This is a genomic window from Rhizobium rosettiformans W3, assembly GCF_004912135.1.
Taxonomy (GTDB): domain Bacteria; phylum Pseudomonadota; class Alphaproteobacteria; order Rhizobiales; family Rhizobiaceae; genus Allorhizobium; species Allorhizobium rosettiformans.
Genome location: NZ_STGU01000007.1, coordinates 253,629 through 272,101, shown reverse-complemented (window position 1 = coordinate 272,101; position 18,473 = coordinate 253,629). Strand labels below are relative to the sequence as shown.

Annotated in this window: 21 protein-coding genes and 1 tRNA gene; 13 read left to right on the top strand and 9 right to left on the bottom strand. The window is 62.2% G+C overall.

Annotated elements, in window-relative coordinates; translation table 11 throughout:
- Window positions 1-2 precede the first annotated feature (2 nt).
- A complete protein-coding gene (locus FAA86_RS14860) occupies window positions 3-479 on the top strand; it encodes a methyltransferase family protein (protein WP_136541777.1) in 477 nt (158 codons plus the stop codon).
- Between the two features lie 24 nt (window positions 480-503).
- Here FAA86_RS14860 and FAA86_RS14855 read toward each other — a convergent pair whose 3' ends face one another.
- Window positions 504-890, bottom strand: coding sequence for a MerR family transcriptional regulator (locus tag FAA86_RS14855; RefSeq protein ID WP_006726220.1), 387 nt, complete (start codon window positions 888-890; stop codon window positions 504-506).
- 115 nt (window positions 891-1,005) lie between these two features.
- Window positions 1,006-2,418 (bottom strand): magnesium transporter, encoded by a 1,413-nt coding sequence (gene mgtE, locus FAA86_RS14850; protein WP_113459647.1) that lies wholly within the window; start codon window positions 2,416-2,418, stop codon window positions 1,006-1,008.
- A 134-nt stretch (window positions 2,419-2,552) separates the two neighbouring features.
- Here mgtE and FAA86_RS14845 point away from each other — a divergent pair, with 134 nt between their 5' ends.
- Both FAA86_RS14845 and FAA86_RS14840 read left to right on the top strand, forming a co-directional pair.
- Window positions 2,553-3,095, top strand: coding sequence for a peptide deformylase (locus tag FAA86_RS14845; RefSeq protein ID WP_136541775.1), 543 nt, complete (start codon window positions 2,553-2,555; stop codon window positions 3,093-3,095).
- Window positions 3,096-3,164: 69 nt separating this feature from the next.
- The gene (locus FAA86_RS14840) at window positions 3,165-3,665 is read left to right on the top strand and encodes a BON domain-containing protein (RefSeq protein WP_136541773.1); all 501 of its coding nucleotides are present in this window, start codon (window positions 3,165-3,167) and stop codon (window positions 3,663-3,665) included.
- A gap of 55 nt (window positions 3,666-3,720) precedes the next feature.
- On the opposite strand, the gene FAA86_RS14835 is transcribed toward FAA86_RS14840, so the two are convergent.
- Window positions 3,721-3,805 (bottom strand) — tRNA-Leu (locus FAA86_RS14835).
- 214 nt (window positions 3,806-4,019) lie between these two features.
- Here FAA86_RS14835 and lipB point away from each other — a divergent pair.
- Window positions 4,020-4,736: a lipoyl(octanoyl) transferase LipB gene (lipB, locus tag FAA86_RS14830; RefSeq protein ID WP_136541771.1), complete on the top strand. Its 717-nt coding sequence runs from the start codon at window positions 4,020-4,022 to the stop codon at window positions 4,734-4,736.
- 4 nt (window positions 4,737-4,740) lie between these two features.
- Here lipB and FAA86_RS14825 read toward each other — a convergent pair whose 3' ends face one another.
- Window positions 4,741-5,229 carry a helix-turn-helix domain-containing protein gene (locus tag FAA86_RS14825; protein ID WP_246035087.1) on the bottom strand — a complete coding sequence of 163 codons (489 nt, stop codon included), beginning with the start codon at window positions 5,227-5,229 and terminating at the stop codon, window positions 4,741-4,743.
- Window positions 5,230-5,459: 230 nt separating this feature from the next.
- On the opposite strand from FAA86_RS14825, the gene FAA86_RS14820 reads away from it, so the two are divergent.
- The 9 genes from FAA86_RS14820 to fghA all read left to right on the top strand — a co-directional run bounded on the left by FAA86_RS14820 (window position 5,460) and on the right by fghA (window position 12,072).
- Window positions 5,460-6,392 (top strand): DMT family transporter, encoded by a 933-nt coding sequence (locus FAA86_RS14820; protein WP_136541769.1) that lies wholly within the window; start codon window positions 5,460-5,462, stop codon window positions 6,390-6,392.
- 103 nt (window positions 6,393-6,495) lie between these two features.
- Window positions 6,496-7,767 carry a zinc metalloprotease gene (locus FAA86_RS14815; protein ID WP_136541767.1) on the top strand — a complete coding sequence of 424 codons (1,272 nt, stop codon included), beginning with the start codon at window positions 6,496-6,498 and terminating at the stop codon, window positions 7,765-7,767.
- 56 nt (window positions 7,768-7,823) lie between these two features.
- Window positions 7,824-8,441, top strand: coding sequence for a GNAT family N-acetyltransferase (locus tag FAA86_RS14810; protein WP_136541765.1), 618 nt, complete (start codon window positions 7,824-7,826; stop codon window positions 8,439-8,441).
- 101 nt (window positions 8,442-8,542) lie between these two features.
- On the top strand, window positions 8,543-9,670 hold the full coding sequence (locus FAA86_RS14805) for an S-(hydroxymethyl)glutathione dehydrogenase/class III alcohol dehydrogenase (protein ID WP_136541763.1): 1,128 nt from the start codon (window positions 8,543-8,545) through the stop codon (window positions 9,668-9,670).
- Window positions 9,670-10,122 (top strand): GNAT family N-acetyltransferase, encoded by a 453-nt coding sequence (locus tag FAA86_RS14800; RefSeq protein ID WP_183954674.1) that lies wholly within the window; start codon window positions 9,670-9,672, stop codon window positions 10,120-10,122. The genes FAA86_RS14805 and FAA86_RS14800 overlap by 1 nt, the downstream gene beginning before the upstream one ends.
- 78 nt (window positions 10,123-10,200) lie before the next feature.
- The gene (locus tag FAA86_RS14795) at window positions 10,201-10,452 is read left to right on the top strand and encodes a ribbon-helix-helix domain-containing protein (protein WP_136541759.1); all 252 of its coding nucleotides are present in this window, start codon (window positions 10,201-10,203) and stop codon (window positions 10,450-10,452) included.
- 3 nt (window positions 10,453-10,455) lie between these two features.
- Entirely contained in the window at window positions 10,456-10,755 is a 300-nt protein-coding gene (locus tag FAA86_RS14790) for a type II toxin-antitoxin system RelE/ParE family toxin (RefSeq protein ID WP_136541757.1), read from the top strand.
- Between the two features lie 3 nt (window positions 10,756-10,758).
- Window positions 10,759-11,205: a YaiI/YqxD family protein gene (locus FAA86_RS14785; protein ID WP_136541755.1), complete on the top strand. Its 447-nt coding sequence runs from the start codon at window positions 10,759-10,761 to the stop codon at window positions 11,203-11,205.
- Between the two features lie 33 nt (window positions 11,206-11,238).
- Entirely contained in the window at window positions 11,239-12,072 is an 834-nt protein-coding gene (gene fghA / locus FAA86_RS14780; RefSeq protein ID WP_136541753.1) for an S-formylglutathione hydrolase, read from the top strand.
- 144 nt (window positions 12,073-12,216) lie between these two features.
- Here fghA and FAA86_RS14775 read toward each other — a convergent pair whose 3' ends face one another.
- The 5 genes from FAA86_RS14775 to FAA86_RS14755 form a co-directional block, all read right to left on the bottom strand.
- A complete protein-coding gene (locus FAA86_RS14775; RefSeq protein ID WP_136541751.1) occupies window positions 12,217-13,281 on the bottom strand; it encodes a DMT family transporter in 1,065 nt (354 codons plus the stop codon).
- A gap of 215 nt (window positions 13,282-13,496) precedes the next feature.
- Window positions 13,497-15,104 (bottom strand): glycoside hydrolase family 43 protein, encoded by a 1,608-nt coding sequence (locus FAA86_RS14770; protein WP_136541749.1) that lies wholly within the window; start codon window positions 15,102-15,104, stop codon window positions 13,497-13,499.
- A gap of 171 nt (window positions 15,105-15,275) precedes the next feature.
- Window positions 15,276-16,328, bottom strand: a complete 1,053-nt coding sequence (gene mgrA, locus FAA86_RS14765; protein WP_136541747.1) for an L-glyceraldehyde 3-phosphate reductase — start codon at window positions 16,326-16,328, stop codon at window positions 15,276-15,278.
- Between the two features lie 167 nt (window positions 16,329-16,495).
- On the bottom strand, window positions 16,496-17,629 hold the full coding sequence (locus tag FAA86_RS14760; RefSeq protein WP_136541745.1) for a Gfo/Idh/MocA family protein: 1,134 nt from the start codon (window positions 17,627-17,629) through the stop codon (window positions 16,496-16,498).
- A 27-nt stretch (window positions 17,630-17,656) separates the two neighbouring features.
- Window positions 17,657-18,418: a sugar phosphate isomerase/epimerase family protein gene (locus FAA86_RS14755; protein WP_136541743.1), complete on the bottom strand. Its 762-nt coding sequence runs from the start codon at window positions 18,416-18,418 to the stop codon at window positions 17,657-17,659.
- Window positions 18,419-18,473: the final 55 nt, after the last annotated feature.

Here is an 18,473-nt window from a genome sequence, read left to right as displayed (position 1 = left end):
CAATGAATGCCTACCGTGCGAAGCCACTGAGATATCCCTGGCCACCGATGCTCTATCTGACGAGCATCCTGACCGCCATGCTGGCCGGCCGGATCGCGCAACTGCCGCCGATCCCCTCGCCTTTTCCGTTCGTCCTGCCATCCCTCGGTTTCGCCATCGCCATGCTGGCGGTGACCCTCGACATCTGGGCGGTGCGAACGCTGATGCAGCGGCAAACGGCCGTGCTCGACAGCGGCTGCGCCCGCTACCTCGTCACCTGCGGTCCCTTCCGCTTCAGCCGCAACCCGATCTATCTCGGCTATACGCTGTTCACTATGGCGCTGGGGCTGATCTCCGGAAACAGCTGGTTTTTCATTGCTGCCATCCTTTCGGTGACAGCCACACGCGTGATCGCCATCCCGAGCGAAGAGCGGCATCTCGAGGCCCGTTTCGGCTTCGACTACGAGACCTACCGGAAGCGCACACGACGCTGGATCTGATTCGGGAATAGACCCGGGGCGGCGTCAGGTGCCGACGCCGATCTCCACCAGGCGGGTCAGACAGGCTTCTTCGGCCTGATCGAGTTCGGACAGGGTCTCGTCGATGTCGCGACGCTTCTGGCGCAGCTCGTCGCGCTTCTCGTCGATCTTCTTCATCATCAGCTTGAGCTGCCCGATTTCCCCCGGCGGCTCCTTGTAGACGTGAACGATCTCGCGGATTTCTGCGATCGTGAAGCCGATGCGGCGGCCGCGCAGAATTTCCTGGAGGAAACGCCGGTCGGCGGCGCGGTAGAGGCGCGTGCGGCCCCGACGTTCCGGATGCAGCAGGCCTTCGTCCTCGTAGAACCGCAGGGTGCGCGTCGAAACACCGAATTCACGCGTGAGCTCTGTTATGCTATAGTATTTCTTCACGGTCGTCCGATCCTGTACTGGAGACCATGATATTGACTTTTACGTACAAGTCAATTTTTTGCCCTACCCTCACCCACCGGTGAGTGCCCGGGGCGCGCTCTTATTGTGCGATTCCTCACATAAACCACCAGGTGGCAAGGCCGAGGAAGGCAAAGAAGCCGGTGATATCCGTGACCGTCGTGACGAAGACGGCGGAAGCAACCGCGGGGTCTGCCCCGAATCGATCAAGCGCCAGCGGAATGAGAATGCCGGCGATGGCAGCCGCCATCATGTTGATCAGCATGGCAGCCGCGATGATGCCGCCAATATTGACGTCCTGGAACCAGAAACCGGCGATCGCGCCGATCAGGATACCGAACACCACGCCGTTCAGGAGACCGACGCCGGCTTCGCGGCGCACGACGCGAAAGGCGTTGTGGATGTCGAGATTGCGCGTCGCCAGCGCCCGGACCGTGACCGTCATCGTCTGCGAGCCGGCATTGCCCCCCATGCCGGCAACGATCGGCATCAGCACGGCGAGCGCCACGATCTGCTCGATGGTGGCTTCGAAGAGCGAGATGACGGACGCGGCCAGGAAGGCGGTGACCAGATTGACGGCAAGCCACGGCACGCGCGAGCGCGAGGTTTCGGCGACGCTGTCGGACAGTTCTTCGTCACCGACACCACCGAGACGCAGCAGGTCTTCCTCGGCCTCTTCCTGGATGACGTCGACGACGTCATCGATCGTGAGAACGCCGACGAGGCGCTCGTTCTCGTCGACGACGGCGGCCGAGAGAAGGTCGTATTGTTCGAAAAGCTGCGCCGCCTCTTCCTGGTCCATCTCGGCGGGGATCGGGTGGTTCGTCGCATGCATGATCGTCTCGATCTTCACCTGCCGCTTGGTGCGCAGGATCCGGTCGAGATTGACGGCGCCGAGCAGTTTGAAGGTCGGATCGATGACGAAGATCTGGGTGAAGCTCTCCGGCAGATCCTCCTCGTCGCGCATGTAGTCGATCGTCTGACCGACCGTCCAGAACGGCGGCACGGCAACGAATTCGGTCTGCATACGGCGACCGGCCGAGCTTTCCGGATAATCCAGCGCCCGGCGCAGGCGCACGCGCTCGGTAAACGGCAGCTGCGCGAGGATCTCCTCGCGGTCCTCGTCATCAAGGTCTTCGAGAATGTAGACGGCGTCGTCCGAATCAAGTTCGCCGATCGCTGCCGCGATCTGCTCGTTCGGCATCTGATCGACGATCTGCATGCGGATCGCTTCGTCGACCTCGGTCAGCGCCGTCATGTCGAAGTCGTCGCCGAGCAGGCGGATCATCGCGAGACGCTGATCGGGCTGGATCGCCTCGATCAGGTCGCCCAGTTCCGATTCGTGCAGCCGGGCGACGTTCTGGCGCAGGAAGATGACGTCCCGGTCGGCAATCGCCGCGCCGACCATGGTCAGGAAGTCGTGTCGGACCGAGCCTTCCTCGTCATAGATATCGTCATGCGTCTCGTCAGCCGCCGGGCGGTCGAGAATGTCGTCTTCGTTCTCTGTCATCCCACCCTCACGCTTTGCGGCACCTGTCTCGACGCCCCGGAGAATGGCGGCAAAAACCCTCAAGTCAACAAGCAGATAGCGGAAAAATGCCGGTGGCTGTGCAAAGCAGGCGGCTTCCTGCTAGCGTGACCCGCATGCCACAGCCGATTGCTGCGGCACCACCCGAGAGAAGTGACGATATCGTGACCCGCCTGACCATCCGCCGCTATCCCGATCCCGCGCTGAAGACCGTCGCCGCACCGGTCGTCGACTTCGGCCCAGCGCTCCAGTCCCTGGCCGACGACCTCTACGAGACGATGAAGGCCGCTCCCGGTGTCGGCATCACTGCGCCGCATTGCGGCATCTCACTACGCCTGACGGTGATCGAACTGCCGGAGCTTGGCGGCCGCAAGGATTACGCCAACCCGGAGATCCTCTGGGCTTCGCCAGACCAGATGACGCAGACCGAGGGCAGCGTCTCGATGCCGGGGATGACCGAGGAGGTCACAAGACCCAGGGCGGTCCGGGTCCGGTACCAGACGCTGGATGGCGCAATCGTCGAGGAAATGCTCGAAGGCTTCCCCGCCATCTGCATGCAGCACGAGATCGACCAGCTGGACGGGATCTTCTGGATCCAGAAACTCTCGCGGCTGAAGCGCGAACGGCTCCTTAAGAAATGGGAAAAGGCGTCCCGCTGACGGCACCTGCCGAACAAAGGCGAAGCCGCGGCGTTATCTCGTCAACCAATGTGACGAAGGAGCCCTCCCATGGCCAAGGACGACCGCAAGACCGATTTCTCCCGCGAAGACGATTACCGCGACTATGACCAGCGCAATATCGGTGACGGCTGGCCCTATGCGGATGGCCCTGGCGCCACCGCGACACCGGTGGAAAATCGCGGTTACGGCGAGACGGGCGCGAATTTCGACCGCGACCGCAATGAGGGTTTTCGTGTCGACGCCGTGGATGGTGAAGGCTTCGAACCCGACGTGGCAACACCCGTCCTGCCGACCACCGACGGTCGCGAAGATGACGACCAGCTCGAATCGGACATTTCCGTTGCACTCGAGGCCTTTGACGACAGCCTGCTGACCGGTCTCGACATCCATGTCGACGGCCATGTCGTGACCCTGCGCGGCTCGGTCGATACGGCGGAAGAGCGCCGCGCGATCGAGCTGAAGGTTCTGGGCGTGCGCGGTGTCAGCGAAGTCAAGAACTTCATCACCACGCTCGGCGTCGACAGCCACATTCCCGACGACGGCGAATGACAAGGGATTGAAATCACAGCAACAAAAAACCCGGCACAAAGGCCGGGTTCTTTTTTGGTGCGGTCGAGAAGACTCGAACTTCCACGGGTTGCCCCACAGCGACCTCAACGCTGCGCGTCTACCAATTCCGCCACGACCGCATCGTGGTAGGCGCCGAATTGCTCCGGCGCGGCTGCATGTAGCAAAAGCATTCTGGGTCCACAAGCCCGTCGTGACAGATTTTTGAAAATTCGTCACGACCCGTGGAAAACCCCTCCGGACGGGGGTGGCCGCTGCCCTTGAACTCCCGGGCTTTTCTTGCCAAATACAGGGAAAACAAGGCTTTTCGCCAATCCACAGCCGAAGGCAGATTTCATGCTCCGCACCGAACTCGACCATGCCATGCATGCCCGCGAAGGCTCAGCACCCGTGCGCTGGCGAGTCTCCGACGGGCTTGTCCCTTACGAGGACGCGGTGGCCGAAATGGAGCGCCAGGTGGCGCTGATTGCCGACGGAAAGGCCGATGAACTGGTCTGGCTGGTCGAGCACCCTCCCCTCTATACGGCGGGTACAAGTGCCGATTCAAAGGACTTGATCGAGCCGGATCGGTTTCCGGTTTTTGCCACCGGACGCGGCGGCGAATACACCTATCATGGTCCCGGCCAGCGGGTGGCCTATGTCATGCTCGACCTGAAGCGCCGCCGCCAGGACGTGCGCGCCTATGTGGCAGCACTCGAAGAGGTGGTGATCCGCACCCTCGACAGCATGAATGTCAAGGGCGAGCGCCGCGAGGATCGTGTCGGCGTCTGGGTTCGTCGGCCGGAGAAACCTGTTTTGCCCGACGGCACGATGTCCGAGGACAAGATCGCCGCCCTCGGCATCCGGCTGCGTCGCTGGGTGAGCTTTCACGGACTGTCGATCAATGTCGACCCGGACCTGAGCCATTTCACCGGGATCGTGCCATGCGGCATCTCAGCCTATGGCGTGACAAGCCTCGTCGATCTCGGTCTGCCGGTCATGATGGCGGATGTCGACATGCGGCTGCGCGAAGCGTTCGAAGACGTCTTCGGGCCGACCGTGATGGAGGCCTGACGCCTCAGGCGCGGCCCATCACCGGGCCGTCGAGATCGCCCGACTTGCGGCGGCGCTCGTCCTTCTCTTCATAGGATTCGATCTGACGGGCGATCTTTTCGATCAGCCTGCCCGTCTCGAGATGGGCCTCGGTCAGGCGCTGCAGATCGAGCTTCAGCGCCTCGAGCGGCAGGTCCCCGCTTTCCTGGATCGGGCCGGAGCCGACACCCGTCATCAGCCACATCGGAGAGACACCCAGAATACCCGCAAGGTCGATCAGGCTGGAGGGACGCGGCTCGGCACGATCGGCTTCCCAGGCGAGCAGGCTTTCGCGCTTCACGCCGATCCGGTTGGCGACATCGGCAAGGGACAGCCCCGAGGCATCGCGCGCCGCAGACAGGCGTCCGCCCAGCGTGTCATCGCTCGAATCCGTCATTCGGTGATAGTTTTCGCGTGCCGGCATCGCGACCTCCTGATCGTTCGGGATCCGCCGCGCATAGCTGTCGACGGACAACAAAGTTCCGATCTCACATCGCTATATTAGCCGATACGAAGACCTCACATCTGCCCCGGGACGCCACCAACCTGTACAAAACCGCCGTGTGGGGCTGTCCGAAAGAAGCATACAAACATGCGGATAACGCGGAAGTCGACCCTTTGTTCCAAATTTCTTTTGCTTGATTGCGCTTCAGCGCCGTGCTTGGTCACGACCCACAAACACTCTCCCTTTTCAGAGTCGCCACAATGCAGGCTTCGCTTTCCAGTCCTTTCCGCGGCATCGTCTTGATGGCGGGATGCATGCTCGTGCTTCCGGTGATGGATGCCATCGCCAAATACATGGCGAATGTGGAGGGCATGTCGCCGGGGCAGATCACCTTCTATCGTTTCTTCTTCCAGCTGGCCTCCGTGCTCCCGGTGCTCCTAGCGCTCAATGGCCTCAGCGCCTTTTCCGCCAAGCGTCCCTGGGTCAATCTGTTGCGCGGTGCAATTCACGGCGCCGCCAGCCTGATGTTTTTTATGGCGGTCAAATACATGCCGCTGGCGGACGTTTTTGCGATCTATTTCGTCGAGCCTTTCATTCTGACGGCCATGTCGGCGATCTTTCTGAAGGAGAAGGTGGGCTGGCGGCGCTGGCTGGCAATTGCCGTCGGCTTCGGCGGCGCGATGATCGTCATCCAGCCGAGCTACGAGGTCTTCGGCCTGACGGCCCTCCTCCCAGTCGCCTGCGCCTTTCTCTATGCCCTCTACATGTTCCTGAACCGCGCCATCGGTGAAGCCGATTCGCCGATGACGATGCAGACCATGGCGGGCATCGGCGGGACGCTGTTCATGGCGGGCGCCTTGATGGCGGGGACGGCTGCGGGTGACGCGGACTTTGCACTCTCGCTTCCCGACTCGACGCTGGGCCTCGGGCTTCTGATCCTGTTGGGCGCGATCTCCGGCTATATCCATCTGCTCGTCGTGCGCGCTTTCCGGATGGCGACGCTCTCGGTCCTGGCTCCGTTTCAGTATTTTGAGATCATCGCCGCCGTAGCCCTCGGCTATCTGCTATTCGATGACTTTCCGACCCCGTCGAAATGGCTGGGCATCGTGATCATCGTCGGCTCTGGCCTTTTCATCCTCTGGCGCGAGCAGAAGCGGGCCTCCCCTGCACCGCTGGTGGCAGAGGCGGGTTGAGCAAGATCAGGCAATCGGTCGCATTTTACCGATTCTGCCCACCAGATCGTAAGGTCTGTCGTTTAGTCTGGCGCTCATCATCCTCACCATCGGGAGAGCCCTCTTGGCGACTTATCAGGCCGCAGTCTTTCTGGCCGCGTTCAATCTCGCCTTGCTATGGCTCCTGATGGCAGCGCCCCTGGGCCGCCGGACAATCCGTGTCAGCCGCGTCATCCGGGAGCGCCCCGAAGAGCTCTGGAATATCACGCGGCCCGCCGGCAACCAGACAGCCTGGCACCCGAATGTGATCTCGGTCGAGCCTGTGCAGGGAAAGCCGGATCTCGTCGAATTCGCCTACAAACATCCGGACAGGCACGGGCGCCCGAGCCGACGCACCATGATCGTGGACCGGACAGCGAGAACGGCCGCCGGCTGTTTCTCGTGCGATCTGCGCGTTGTCGGCGACAGCACACTCGACCAGACCTTCTGGGAAGGCTACCGGGAAAGCCGCAAGGTGGAGCGCGCGCCGCTCGGTAGCCGGGTCACCTTCGAGCAGACCGACAATTACCGCGGGCTTGCCTTCTATCTCTTCCGCCGCATGGCGCTCGCCCGCGAACTGGTTTCGCTGCAGGATCACGTCGAGCAGCGCCGCAGCCATGGCTTGCTGCATTTCGAGCACCCGCTCTGGCAGACGGCGCTGGTGATCGTGTCGACGCTCCTGCTCTGGCCATTCTTCAGCCTGACCGCGACCGGACTGATGATGTCGGTCTTCCTGACCCTGGTCATCCTGCTGCATGAACTCGGCCACATGGTCGCCTATCGCGCCTTCGGTCATCCCAGCGTGCGCATGATCTTCGTGCCCCTGCTCGGCGGGATCGCGATTGGCGGGCGGCCCTATAACAGCCATTTCGAGGTGGCGACTTGCGCCCTGATGGGCGCTGGCTTCTCCGCCCTTCTCGTCCCGATCCTGATCGCGGCGCATGAATCGGCGCAAGGGATTCCCCACTCCGTCGCCATGGATGGGCCGGCACTGGTCTTCCTCGTCATTCTCGGCGCCTTCAACCTGCTCAATCTGCTGCCGACCTACCGGTTCGACGGCGGCCAGGTCTTGCGACAGGTGTTCGAGGGGCAAAAGGCGCTTGCCGTGACAAGCTTCGTCGTCACAGCCGTCATCCTCTGGACCGGATGGCGGATCGGCCTTGGCGCGCCCATGCTGATTGGCGGCCTCGCAATCTTCATCCTGCTCAGCATGATCCGGACAAAATCCATCAAGCCGCGCGAAGCCCTGGTGCCGATGAACGCCCCAGAGAGACTGATGACCGGCTTCGGCTATTACGCGGCACTCGCCATTCACGCCTATGCCGTCATCTATGCCTGCGACAGGCTGTTTGCCTGAACGGATCGGCGATCCCGCCGCTTGACAGAACGACCGGCTCGGGTTCCAACGGGCGCATGGACAAGACCAACGCCCCCCTCTCCGCTGGCTACCACGACGTCGCGCCCGAAATGCTGGCAACGATCGTGACCTGCCTTGAAATGACGGCCAGACCCGATCCGCGGCCGAACCCACCGGCCGACGGCCTTTCGGTGGAGCGCTGGATTGCGCCGACGCTTGATGAATACCGCAGCGTTTACCGCAGAGTCGGCGAGAATTGGCTCTGGGTGTCCCGTGCCGTCATGGAAGACGACCGGCTGAGGGCGATCATCGAAGACCCCGCAGTCGAGATCTACACCATGATGCGCGACGGCGAGCGGCTCGGGCTTCTGGAACTGGACTTCCGCGAATCCGGGCAATGCGAACTCGCCTTTTTCGGTCTGGACCAGAGCCTGATCGGCTCCGGTGCAGGTCGCATCCTGATGAATGTCGCGATCGACAAGGCCTGGGAGAAACCGATCTCCCGCTTCTGGGTGCATACCTGCCATCTCGACCATCCGGCAGCACTTGCCTTCTATCAGCGCTCCGGATTTCGTCCCTACAAGCGCATGGTCGAGATCTTCGAAGACCCACGCCAGACCGGAAAACTGAGAGCCGACGCGGCTGCGCATTTCCCTGTTCTTCGCGCAAAATAGCCAAGAAGAATCAGACTATTGAGAAAATCCGGTTCTGCTCTTGAGCCGGATGGTGAAGCCGTGCGAAAGTCCGCGCCAACGATTTGTCAGGGAGATAGACCATGGATGTCCGCGCCGCCGTTGCCACCCAGGCTGGGAAGCCGCTCGAAGTCATGACAGTTCAGCTCGAAGGCCCACGCGCCGGCGAAGTGCTGATCGAGGTGAAGGCGACTGGCATCTGCCATACCGACGACTTCACGCTCTCGGGCGCTGATCCGGAAGGCCTGTTTCCGGCCATCCTCGGCCATGAAGGTGCGGGTATCGTCGTGGATGTCGGCCCCGGCGTCACCTCGGTGAAGAAGGGCGACCACGTCATTCCGCTCTACACGCCGGAATGCCGCGAATGCTATTCCTGCCTGTCCCGCAAGACCAACCTCTGCACGGCGATCCGCTCCACCCAGGGTCAGGGCCTGATGCCCGATGGCACCAGCCGATTCTCGATCGGCAAGGACAAGATTCACCACTACATGGGCTGCTCGACCTTCGCGAATTACACGGTCCTGCCGGAAATCGCGGTGGCCAAGGTCAATCCGGACGCGCCCTTCGACAAGATCTGCTACATCGGTTGCGGGGTCACGACCGGCATCGGCGCCGTGATCAACACGGCCAAGGTCGAGATCGGCTCGACGGCGATCGTCTTCGGTCTCGGCGGGATCGGTCTGAACGTGCTGCAGGGCCTGCGCCTTGCCGGCGCCGACATGATCATCGGCGTCGACATCAACCCCGACCGCAAGGAATGGGGCGAAAAATTCGGCATGACCCATTTCGTGAACCCGAAGGAAGTCGGCGACGACATCGTGCCCTATCTCGTCAACATGACGAAGCGCGGCAACGACCTGATCGGCGGCGCGGACTACACCTTCGACTGCACCGGCAACACCAAGGTGATGCGCCAGGCGCTGGAAAGCTCGCATCGCGGCTGGGGTAAGTCCGTCATCATCGGCGTGGCCGGCGCTGGCCAGGAAATCTCGACACGCCCCTTCCAGCTAGTCACCGGCCGCAACTGGATGGGCACGGCCTTCGGTGGCGCACGCGGCCGCACCGACGTGCCGAAGATCGTCGACTGGTACATGCAGGGCAAGATCCAGATCGACCCGATGATCACCCACACCATGCCGCTCGAAGACATCAACAAGGGTTTCGACCTGATGCACAAGGGCGAGTCGATCCGCGGCGTCGTGGTCTATTGATGTCTGCGCCTTACAGCGTCGACGTGCGGAGGCTCGACGAGTTCTCCGCCGTCGATCTCTACGCCATGCTGAAGCTGCGCGTCGATGTCTTCGTCGTCGAGCAGCATTGCCCCTACCCGGAACTTGACGGCAACGATGTCGACTGCCTGCATCTCAGGCTGCTCGATGGCGAAGATCTTCTGGCCTGCGCACGGCTCTGGCGACCGACGCCGGAGCATCATCCCCGCATCGGTCGGGTGGCGGTCTCGCCGGATCATCGCGGCAAGCGGCTGGGTGAAGCCCTGATGCGCGAGGCGATTTCAGAGGTGGAGAAGCGTCATCCGGGTGAGCCGATCGAGATTTCCGCGCAGAGCCATCTGCAGAAATTCTACGGGTCCCTGGGGTTTCAGGTGATCTCGGAGGAGTATCTGGAGGACGGGATTCCGCATGTGGATATGCTGCGGCGGGAATAGGTTTTCACGATCTTTTTCGAGAGATGGCTGGTTGTGCGTGGTCATGCTAGATTAGTATGATCTCCGGGAGTTGACGTCATGAAGCATGACCGCATTGTGTTGGACGACAGACAAGCTGCTCTGGTCGAGCGCTTGGTGGAATCAGGCAGGTTCAGCTCAACCACAGACGTCATCGGTTACAGCCTTGATCTGCTCGAGCAACGCGAGGCGGCGGCAGCACAGTTCTTATCTGAACTGGAGGATGAAGCCGTTCGGGGACTGGAGAGCGGCCCAGCGGCCGACATGGAAACTGCGGAGGAACTCATCTCCATGTTTCGCAAACGGCGTTGAGCCATGGCCCGGATCCGGCGACGACCGCTCTTCGTCGAGGATCTCAATGCGATCTGGAAGTTTGTCGCTTCCGATAACGAAGCGGCCGCCGAACGGCTGATACGCGACCTGGAAGAACGCTACCAGATGTTGGCGGAAAGGCCTCTACTCGGCGTGCAACGTTTCCCGAGGTACCCGGCCATGCGCCTCTTCCCCTTCCGCCGATACCTGATTATCTATCAGCCACTCGACACCGGGGACGGGATCGAGCTCATCCGTCTCCTGCATGCGGCGCGAGACTATCGCAGATTCTTTGACGACTGACCCATGCCCGAAATCTATGTCGATGCCGATGCCTGTCCGGTGAAACCGGAGATCCTGAAGGTCGCCGAGCGGCATGATCTGCCCGTGACCTTTGTCGCCAATTCGGGTCTGCGCCCCTCGCGCGATCCCAAGGTCAAGAATGTCATCGTGTCAGGCGCCTTCGATGCGGCGGATGACTGGATTTCCGAGCGCTGCGGCGAAGGCGATATCGTCGTCACCGCCGATGTGCCGCTCGCCGGGCGTTGCGTGGCCGCTGGCGCGCTGGTGACCGGGCCGACCGGACGCATCTTCGACACCGCCAATATCGGCATGGCGACCGCCATGCGCGACCTTGGGGCACATCTGCGCGAGACGGGCGACAGCAAGGGCTACAATGCGGCCTTTTCGCCGCGGGACCGCTCCGCCTTTCTCGAAACGCTCGACCGGCTGTGCCGCCGCGTCAAGAAATAAGCCTCCAAAGGCTCAAGCATAAGGACAGATCCCATGAACATCCTTTCCCAGAACACCGCCTTCGGCGGCATGCAGGGCGTCTTCTCGCATCAGTCGGAAGCGACCGGCACCGAGATGACCTTCGCGGTCTTCGTGCCGCCCCAGGCAATCAATGAGAAGCGGCCCGTGCTCTGGTATCTCTCCGGCCTGACCTGCACCCATGCGAATGTGATGGAAAAGGGCGAATACCGCCGCATGGCTGCCGAGCTCGGCCTGATCGTCGTCTGCCCGGACACGAGCCCGCGCGGCAATGACGTGGCCGACGAGCTCACCAACTGGAAGATGGGCAAGGGCGCGGGCATGTATCTGAATGCCACGGAAAAGCCCTGGGCCGAGCATTACCAGATGTATTCCTACATCACGGAAGAGCTTCCCGCCCTGATCGCCGAACAGTTCCGCGCCGACATGGACCGCCAGGGCATTTTCGGCCATTCCATGGGCGGCCATGGTGCCATGACGATTGCGCTGAAGAACCCGCAGCGCTTCAAGAGCTGCTCGGCCTTCGCGCCCATCGTCAATCCGCTGACCGCCGACTGGACGCAGGACGCCTTCGAAAAGTATCTCGGCCCCGACCGCGCCAAGTGGCGGGAATACGATGCCTGTGCGCTGGTGGAAGACGGCGCCCGCTTCCCGGAATTCCTGATCGATCAGGGCAAGGCGGACAGCTTCCTTGAGACAGGCCTTGCGCCCTGGAAATTCGAGGAGGCGGTGAAGGGCACCGATATCGCCCTGACGCTCAGGATGCACGAGCGCTACGACCATTCCTACTACTTCATCTCGACCTTCATGGAGGATCATTTGAAGTGGCATGCGGAACGGCTGGGGTGAAAGCGAGCCGGCTCGTGATGCTCGGGCTCGTCCCGAGCATCCGCTACCGTTGAATCTACTGCGACGTCAGTAGATCCTCGGGACAGGCCCGAGGATGACGTGCCAGGGTTTAGGCCCCTTCACCACATCCTCTTGAGACGCCGATCACCCATGCCCATGACGATGATGCAGATCCGGGTAATGCGGATGTTTGTGACGCAGCGGCGTGTGGCGGTGCCAATGCGCATGCGGCTCGGTCACCGGGCCGTCATGGACATGGCTGTGGTGGTCGTCATGGCTGTGGAGATGATCATGCTCAAGCGGATCGTGCTCATGGTCATGCTCGTGGCGTTCGGACAGATGTAGCCACAAGCCGATGCCCATCAGGAAAGCCGCGATAAGGAGCGAGACGGATGGCGCCTCGCGAAAGACGGTCACGGCGATCAGGGCGCCGATAAAGGGCGCGAGTGAGAAATAGGCGCCGGTGCGCGCGGTGCCGAGATGGCGCAAGCCCAGCATGAACATCACAAGGCTGACGCCGATGCCGAAAAAGCCGACGACAGCGCCGGCGGCGATGATCGTCACGTCGGGGATGGCGGCGCCAAGCGTAAAGGCCAGGATGACATTGGTAGACCCGGCGGCCAGCCCCTTGATCATCGCGATCTGCACCGGGTCGGCAGACGAAAGCTTGCGGGTCAGATTGTTATCGATGCCCCAGCAGAGGCAGGCTACCGCAATCCATAAACCGCCCGGATCAAGCCGGAAAGCGCCACCGTCAAATGACAGGATCGCCGCCCCGAGAAGAATGGCAAGCGCGCCGATCAACAGGCGGCGATCGACATTTTCGCGAAACACCAACCAGGCGATCAGCATCGTGGCCAGGCCTTCGAGATTGAGCAGCAGGGAGGCGGAAGAGGCGGTCGTCAGCGACAGGCCGAGCATCAGGAAGAGCGGCGCCATGATGCCGCCGAACAGAACGACGGCGGCAAGCCAGGGCAGGTCCGGGCGCGACAGCGGGGTTTCTACCCGCTCAAGTCCGATCAGCGGCCGCACCCAATGAACAAGCGCGAGGCCGATCCCGGCACCGAGATAGAGGATTCCCGCCAGAAGCCAAGGATCCACGCTGCCGAGCAACCATTTCGACAGCGGCGCCGAGGCGCCGAACAGGATGGCCGAGCCGAGGGCGAGCGGAACGCCGGGAAAGAGGTGAGAATGATGTTGGTGGTCCATGCGCCGAGTTTAGCGACAATGTCGAAAGCGTACAGCCCATTTCACGCCGCGACTGTCCATCCGGGCACGAATGCACTGACGCATTGGTACGACATAGCCTCCCCGCGCCGTCATGCTCGGGCCTGTCCCGAGCATCTGCGACCGTCGAACAAAATGAAACCACAGTAGGTCCTCGGCACGAGGCCGAGGATGACGATCAATAAATGCTGTGCCCCTCACCCCCGCCGATAGACGAACCGCTCGAAATCCGCCGGTCGGCCCTGGCCCGTGATGTCGAAGCAGAACATAGCGGCAAAGGCGCCGGTGAAGGAGCCGTGTTCACCGAAGCCGCCTTCGTCGGAGACGACGCCGGCGTCGAGGATCGGGCCGATGGCTTGCCATTCGCCCTCGCCTGCCAATCGCCAGAAGAATTGCAGGTCATTGTCGGTGATCTCCATGGCAAGATCGATGGTACCTTCGGGAATCGACTGCCCCATGCCGATGGGGAACTCAAGGCTGCCCGAGGGATAGTCGCCCGGGCAGGACAGGATGATCAGCGAGCGGCCGAGCTGTTCGTCCGTGGAAATGCCGAGCGCGTGGAATTTGTAGCGATTGTAGTAATGCGTCAGGCCCGCGACCTGCTGATAGGTTTCGGGCGCAAATTCAAGCCGTGTTTCGGCGCGGAAGCTGTGATGCTCCTGGCGACGGGCGACCAGCGACTGTTCGAACCAGGAGCCGATGCTTTCGCGGCCGAAGAGGCGCAAGCGCCCTGCCCGCTCGGTCAGGCTGAACAGGCGCTCCGGCTGCGGCGTGCGCAGCCACTGGAACTCCTTCGGTAAGTCGGCGCTGTCGAATGTCCGGACGATCTCGACCGGTTCTTCGCGTTTGACGGCACCCTCGAGCCCCGGCACCTCGACGGCCGGCACGACGCCGCCCTGTTCGAGATAAAGCCAGCCGTCTTCTTTCCAGACGCATTTCTGCAGCCCCGTTTCGCGACCCAGCGTGCAGCGGCGCTTCGGGGCCATGGGCCGGCCGCAGAGATGGGTGTGGTAGACCTGCCCGTCCGGCGTCTCGACATATTGGCCGTGACCGGCGCGCTGCAAGACGGCGTCGGGCGCATCTTTCGACGTGATGAGATGCGTGTTCGGATGCATCTCGTAGGGGCCGTCGATCGAACGCGAACGCGCCATGGTCACCACATGGTCATAGCCGGTGCCGCCCTCGGCGGTGGTCAGATAGTACCACCCGTTGCGCTTGAAGAGGTGCGGGCCTTCGACGAGGCCTTGTTTACTCCCCTCGAAGATGTTCTTGATCGGGCCGGTGAGCTTTTGCGTCTTCGGGTCCCATTCCTGGAGCAGGATGCCATCAAACTTGGCATGGCCGATGGTGTTGCGGGCTTCGGGGCGGTGGTTCCACTGCATGTTGGTGAACCACTTGCGGCCGTCATCGTCATGGAAGAGCGAGGGGTCGAAGCCGGAGGAATTGACATAGATGGGGTCGGACCACGGGCCCTCGATCGCGGGTGCGGTGACGATGTAGTTGTGCGCGTCCTTGAACGATCCCTCGAAGCGTTTGACGTCGGTATAGACGAGCCAGAAAAGCCCGTCGGCATGGGAGAGGCACGGCGCCCAGACGCCGCAGCTATCCGGGTTACCACGCATGTCGAGCTGGCTCGCGCGATTGAGCGGGCGGGTGACGAGGTCCCAGTTCACGAGGTCGCGCGAATGATGGATCTGCACGCCCGGATACCATTCGAAGGTGGAGGTGGCGATATAGTAGTCCTCGCCCACGCGGCAGATCGAGGGATCCGGATTGAAGCCCGGCAGGATGGGGTTGATGATCATGGTGTATGTTCTCCTGCCTGATGGCAAATCTTACGTGGACGATGCCCCTCATCCCCCTGCCGGGACCTTCTCCCCGCAGGCGGGGAGAAGGCGGAGACGGCGGCCGCAGTGCCCTTCTCCCCGTTTACGGGGAGAAGGTGGCGGCAGCCGGATGAGGGGCCATCTTCAGCCTTACTTCTTCTTCCGCGGCGGGCCCTTGCGCTCGGCGGAGGCGGCCCAGATGTTGATGTCGGCGTCCTTGGCGAAGACGTCGATTTCGGCGAGTTCTTCCGCCGTGAAATCCGGCGTCTCGATTGCCTTGACGCAGTCCTCGACCTGCGAGGGCTTGGATGCCCCGATCAGCGCCGTGGTGATGTGGCCGCCGCGCAGCACCCAGGAGAGCGCCATCTGCGCCAGAGTCTGGCCGCGCTTTTCGGCGATGCGGTTCAAGCCCCGGATGTTTTCGAGATTGCGCTCGTTGAGGAAGCCCGGATCGAGCGACTTGTCCTGCGCCGCGCGGGTGCCTTCGGGGATACCGTTCAGGTATTTCGAGGTCAGCATGCCCTGCGCGAGCGGCGAGAAGACGATCGAGCCGACACCGAGCTCTTCGAGCGTGTCGATCAGCCCGTCTTCCTCGATCCAGCGATTGATCATCGAATAGCTGGGCTGGTGGATGAGAAGCGGCGTGCCCAGGCTCTTGAGGATCTCATAGGCTTCGCGGGTGCGCTTGGAATTGTAGGAGGAAATGCCGACATACTGTGCCCTCCCCGACCTGACGATATGATCAAGCGCGCCGCAGGTTTCCTCGAGCGGCGTGTCTGGATCGAAGCGGTGCGAATAGAAGATGTCGACATAGTCGAGGCCCATGCGCTTCAGGCTCTGGTCACAGGACGCGATGATGTATTTGCGGCTGCCCCATTCGCCGTAAGGACCGGGCCACATGTTGTAGCCGGCCTTGGAGGAAATGATCAGCTCGTCGCGATAACCGCGGAAGTCGGTGCGCAGGATCTCGCCGAAGGCTTCTTCCGCCGAGCCGGGCGGCGGGCCGTAATTATTGGCGAGGTCGAAATGCGTGATGCCAAGGTCAAAGGCCTTCTGGCAGATCGCCCGCTTGGTGGCATGCGGCGTGTCCTGGCCGAAATTGTGCCAGAGACCGAGCGAGATCGCCGGCAGCTTCAGCCCGCTCTTGCCGCAGCGATTATAGGTCATCCGCTCATAGCGGTTTTCGGCGGGGGTGTAGGTCATGGATGGTTCTCTCCCGGATGCAGACGCTTCATACTTGCCCCTCATCCCCCTGCCGGGACCTTCTCCCCGCAAGCGGGGAGAAGGAGCAAGACGCCGGCCACACCGACCTTCTCCCCGCTTGCGGGGAGAAGGTGGCGGCAGCCGGATGAGGGGCTAAGACACGAAGCTTATCTAAGCAGAGCCTGCGCTTCGTCGATACCCAGAGCCGCCGGTTGGGTGCAGGTTGTCGACAGGGTTACGAATTCACCCGTCTCACCCGATTTCAGGATCGACACCATGACATCGACGCCGTGCAGGGTGCGATCCAGCGAGCAGCGGGCATCGCGGCCTTCGAGTATCGCGACCGCCATGTCAGCCAGACCTGCCGTGCGGTAATTGGCACGCGGTCCCTGCGGGCTCTCCTGGTTGTTGCGACCGAAGGGATGATCCCAGGATTCGAGCGGCTGGATGTTCTTGTCGCGACCGGAGGCCTCGACGACACCGCCGAAGAAGTTCGGATCGGGGACGTAGAGCGAACCATCGGTGCCGTAGAGCTCCATATTGGCGTGGCGGTGGCTCCAGACATCCCAGCTGGCGGAGAGCGTAAACGTCGCGCCATTCTGGAATTCCAAGAGCGCATGGATGTTCGTCGGCGTCTTGACCGGGATCGTCTCGCCATTGCGCGGCTGGCTGGTGATCGTGCGGGTCTCGTTCGCCATCGAGGTGAGAGCCGCCACACGCTTCACCGGACCGATCAGGTTGATCAGGTTGGCGATGTAATAGGGGCCGAGGTCGAGGACCGGGCCGCCGCCGGGCAGGAAGAAGAAATCCGGGTTCGGATGCCACATTTCCATGCCGGGGCTCATGACATGGCAGGTGCCGGATGTGACGCGACCGATGCCGCCCTTGTCGATATAGGCGCGCGCCAGCTGGTGCGCACCGCCAAGGAAGGTGTCGGGCGCGCAGCCGACGGACAGGCCCTTGGATTTGGCGATGGCGCGCAGGTCCTCGCCCTGCTCAAGCGACAGCACCAGCGGCTTTTCCGAATAGACATGCTTGCCGGCTTCGAGGATGCGCTTGGAGACCGGGTAATGCGCATCCGGGATCGTCAGGTTGACGACGATGTCGACCTCGTCATTGGCCAGAAGTTCATCGATCGTCTGGGCCTTGACGCCATATTCGGCGGCCCGGGCCTCCGCCGCAGCCGGATTGATGTCGGCGCAGGCGACGACCTTCAGGCCGCGAAACAGCGGCGCCAGCGAGAAGTAAGTGGTGGAGATATTGCCGCATCCGATGATGCCGACGCCGAGTTCGCGTGCCATGGAAATGTCCTGCTTGCTGCGAGTGGTTCAGTAGGTCTTGAAGGAGGCGATCGAGCGGGTGATCAGCCGGTCGATGTCCTTCGGATTGTCGTGCTCGACGACGAAATGCTTGACGCGGGTGTTCTTCAGCGCCGCGATTAGGCCCTTCCAGTCGACCGTGCCATGCCCGACATCGGCCCAGCCGTCTTCATCCGTGTTCTCGCCTGATGGTGCGATATCCTTCACATGCACGGCGCTGATGCGCTTGCCGTAGCTTTCGATCCAGGCGAAGGGATCTGCCTTGCCGCGGATGACCCAGGCGATATCGGCTTCCCAGTCAAGTTCGGGGCCGCCGGCAAAGATCTGTTCCTGCGGGGTCGAACCATCCGGGAGGGCTGCAAATTCGAAGTCGTGATTGTGCCAGCCGAAGACGAGGCCGGCGTCCCGCAGCGGCTTGCCGGCGGCCTGCAGGCGCTGGCCGAAGGCGAACCAGCCGCTCGCATCCGTCGGGCGCTGGTCGGGCATCAGATAGGGGCAGTAGACCGCTTCGATGCCAAGCGTCCTGGCGATCTTGATGACACGGGCGGGGTCATTCTCGATCATGTCGAGGCCGAAATGGGCGGTCGGCATGGTGAGGCTGTTGTCATCGAGCTCCTTGCGGAAGGCGTCGAGCTCGCCATCGGCAAGCGAGGCGTAGAGCGCGCCGTAACCCTCGACCTCGCCATAACCGGCAGCCTTGAGCTTCGGATAGATCTCGCTGAAGGGCTGGAAGTTGCGGGCGCTGTAGAGCTGAAAGCCGAGCGTGGTCATCGGGTAGTCCTCCTCGTTGATCCCTGGATCGGGCGCCCAGGGCCTTGATTGCCTC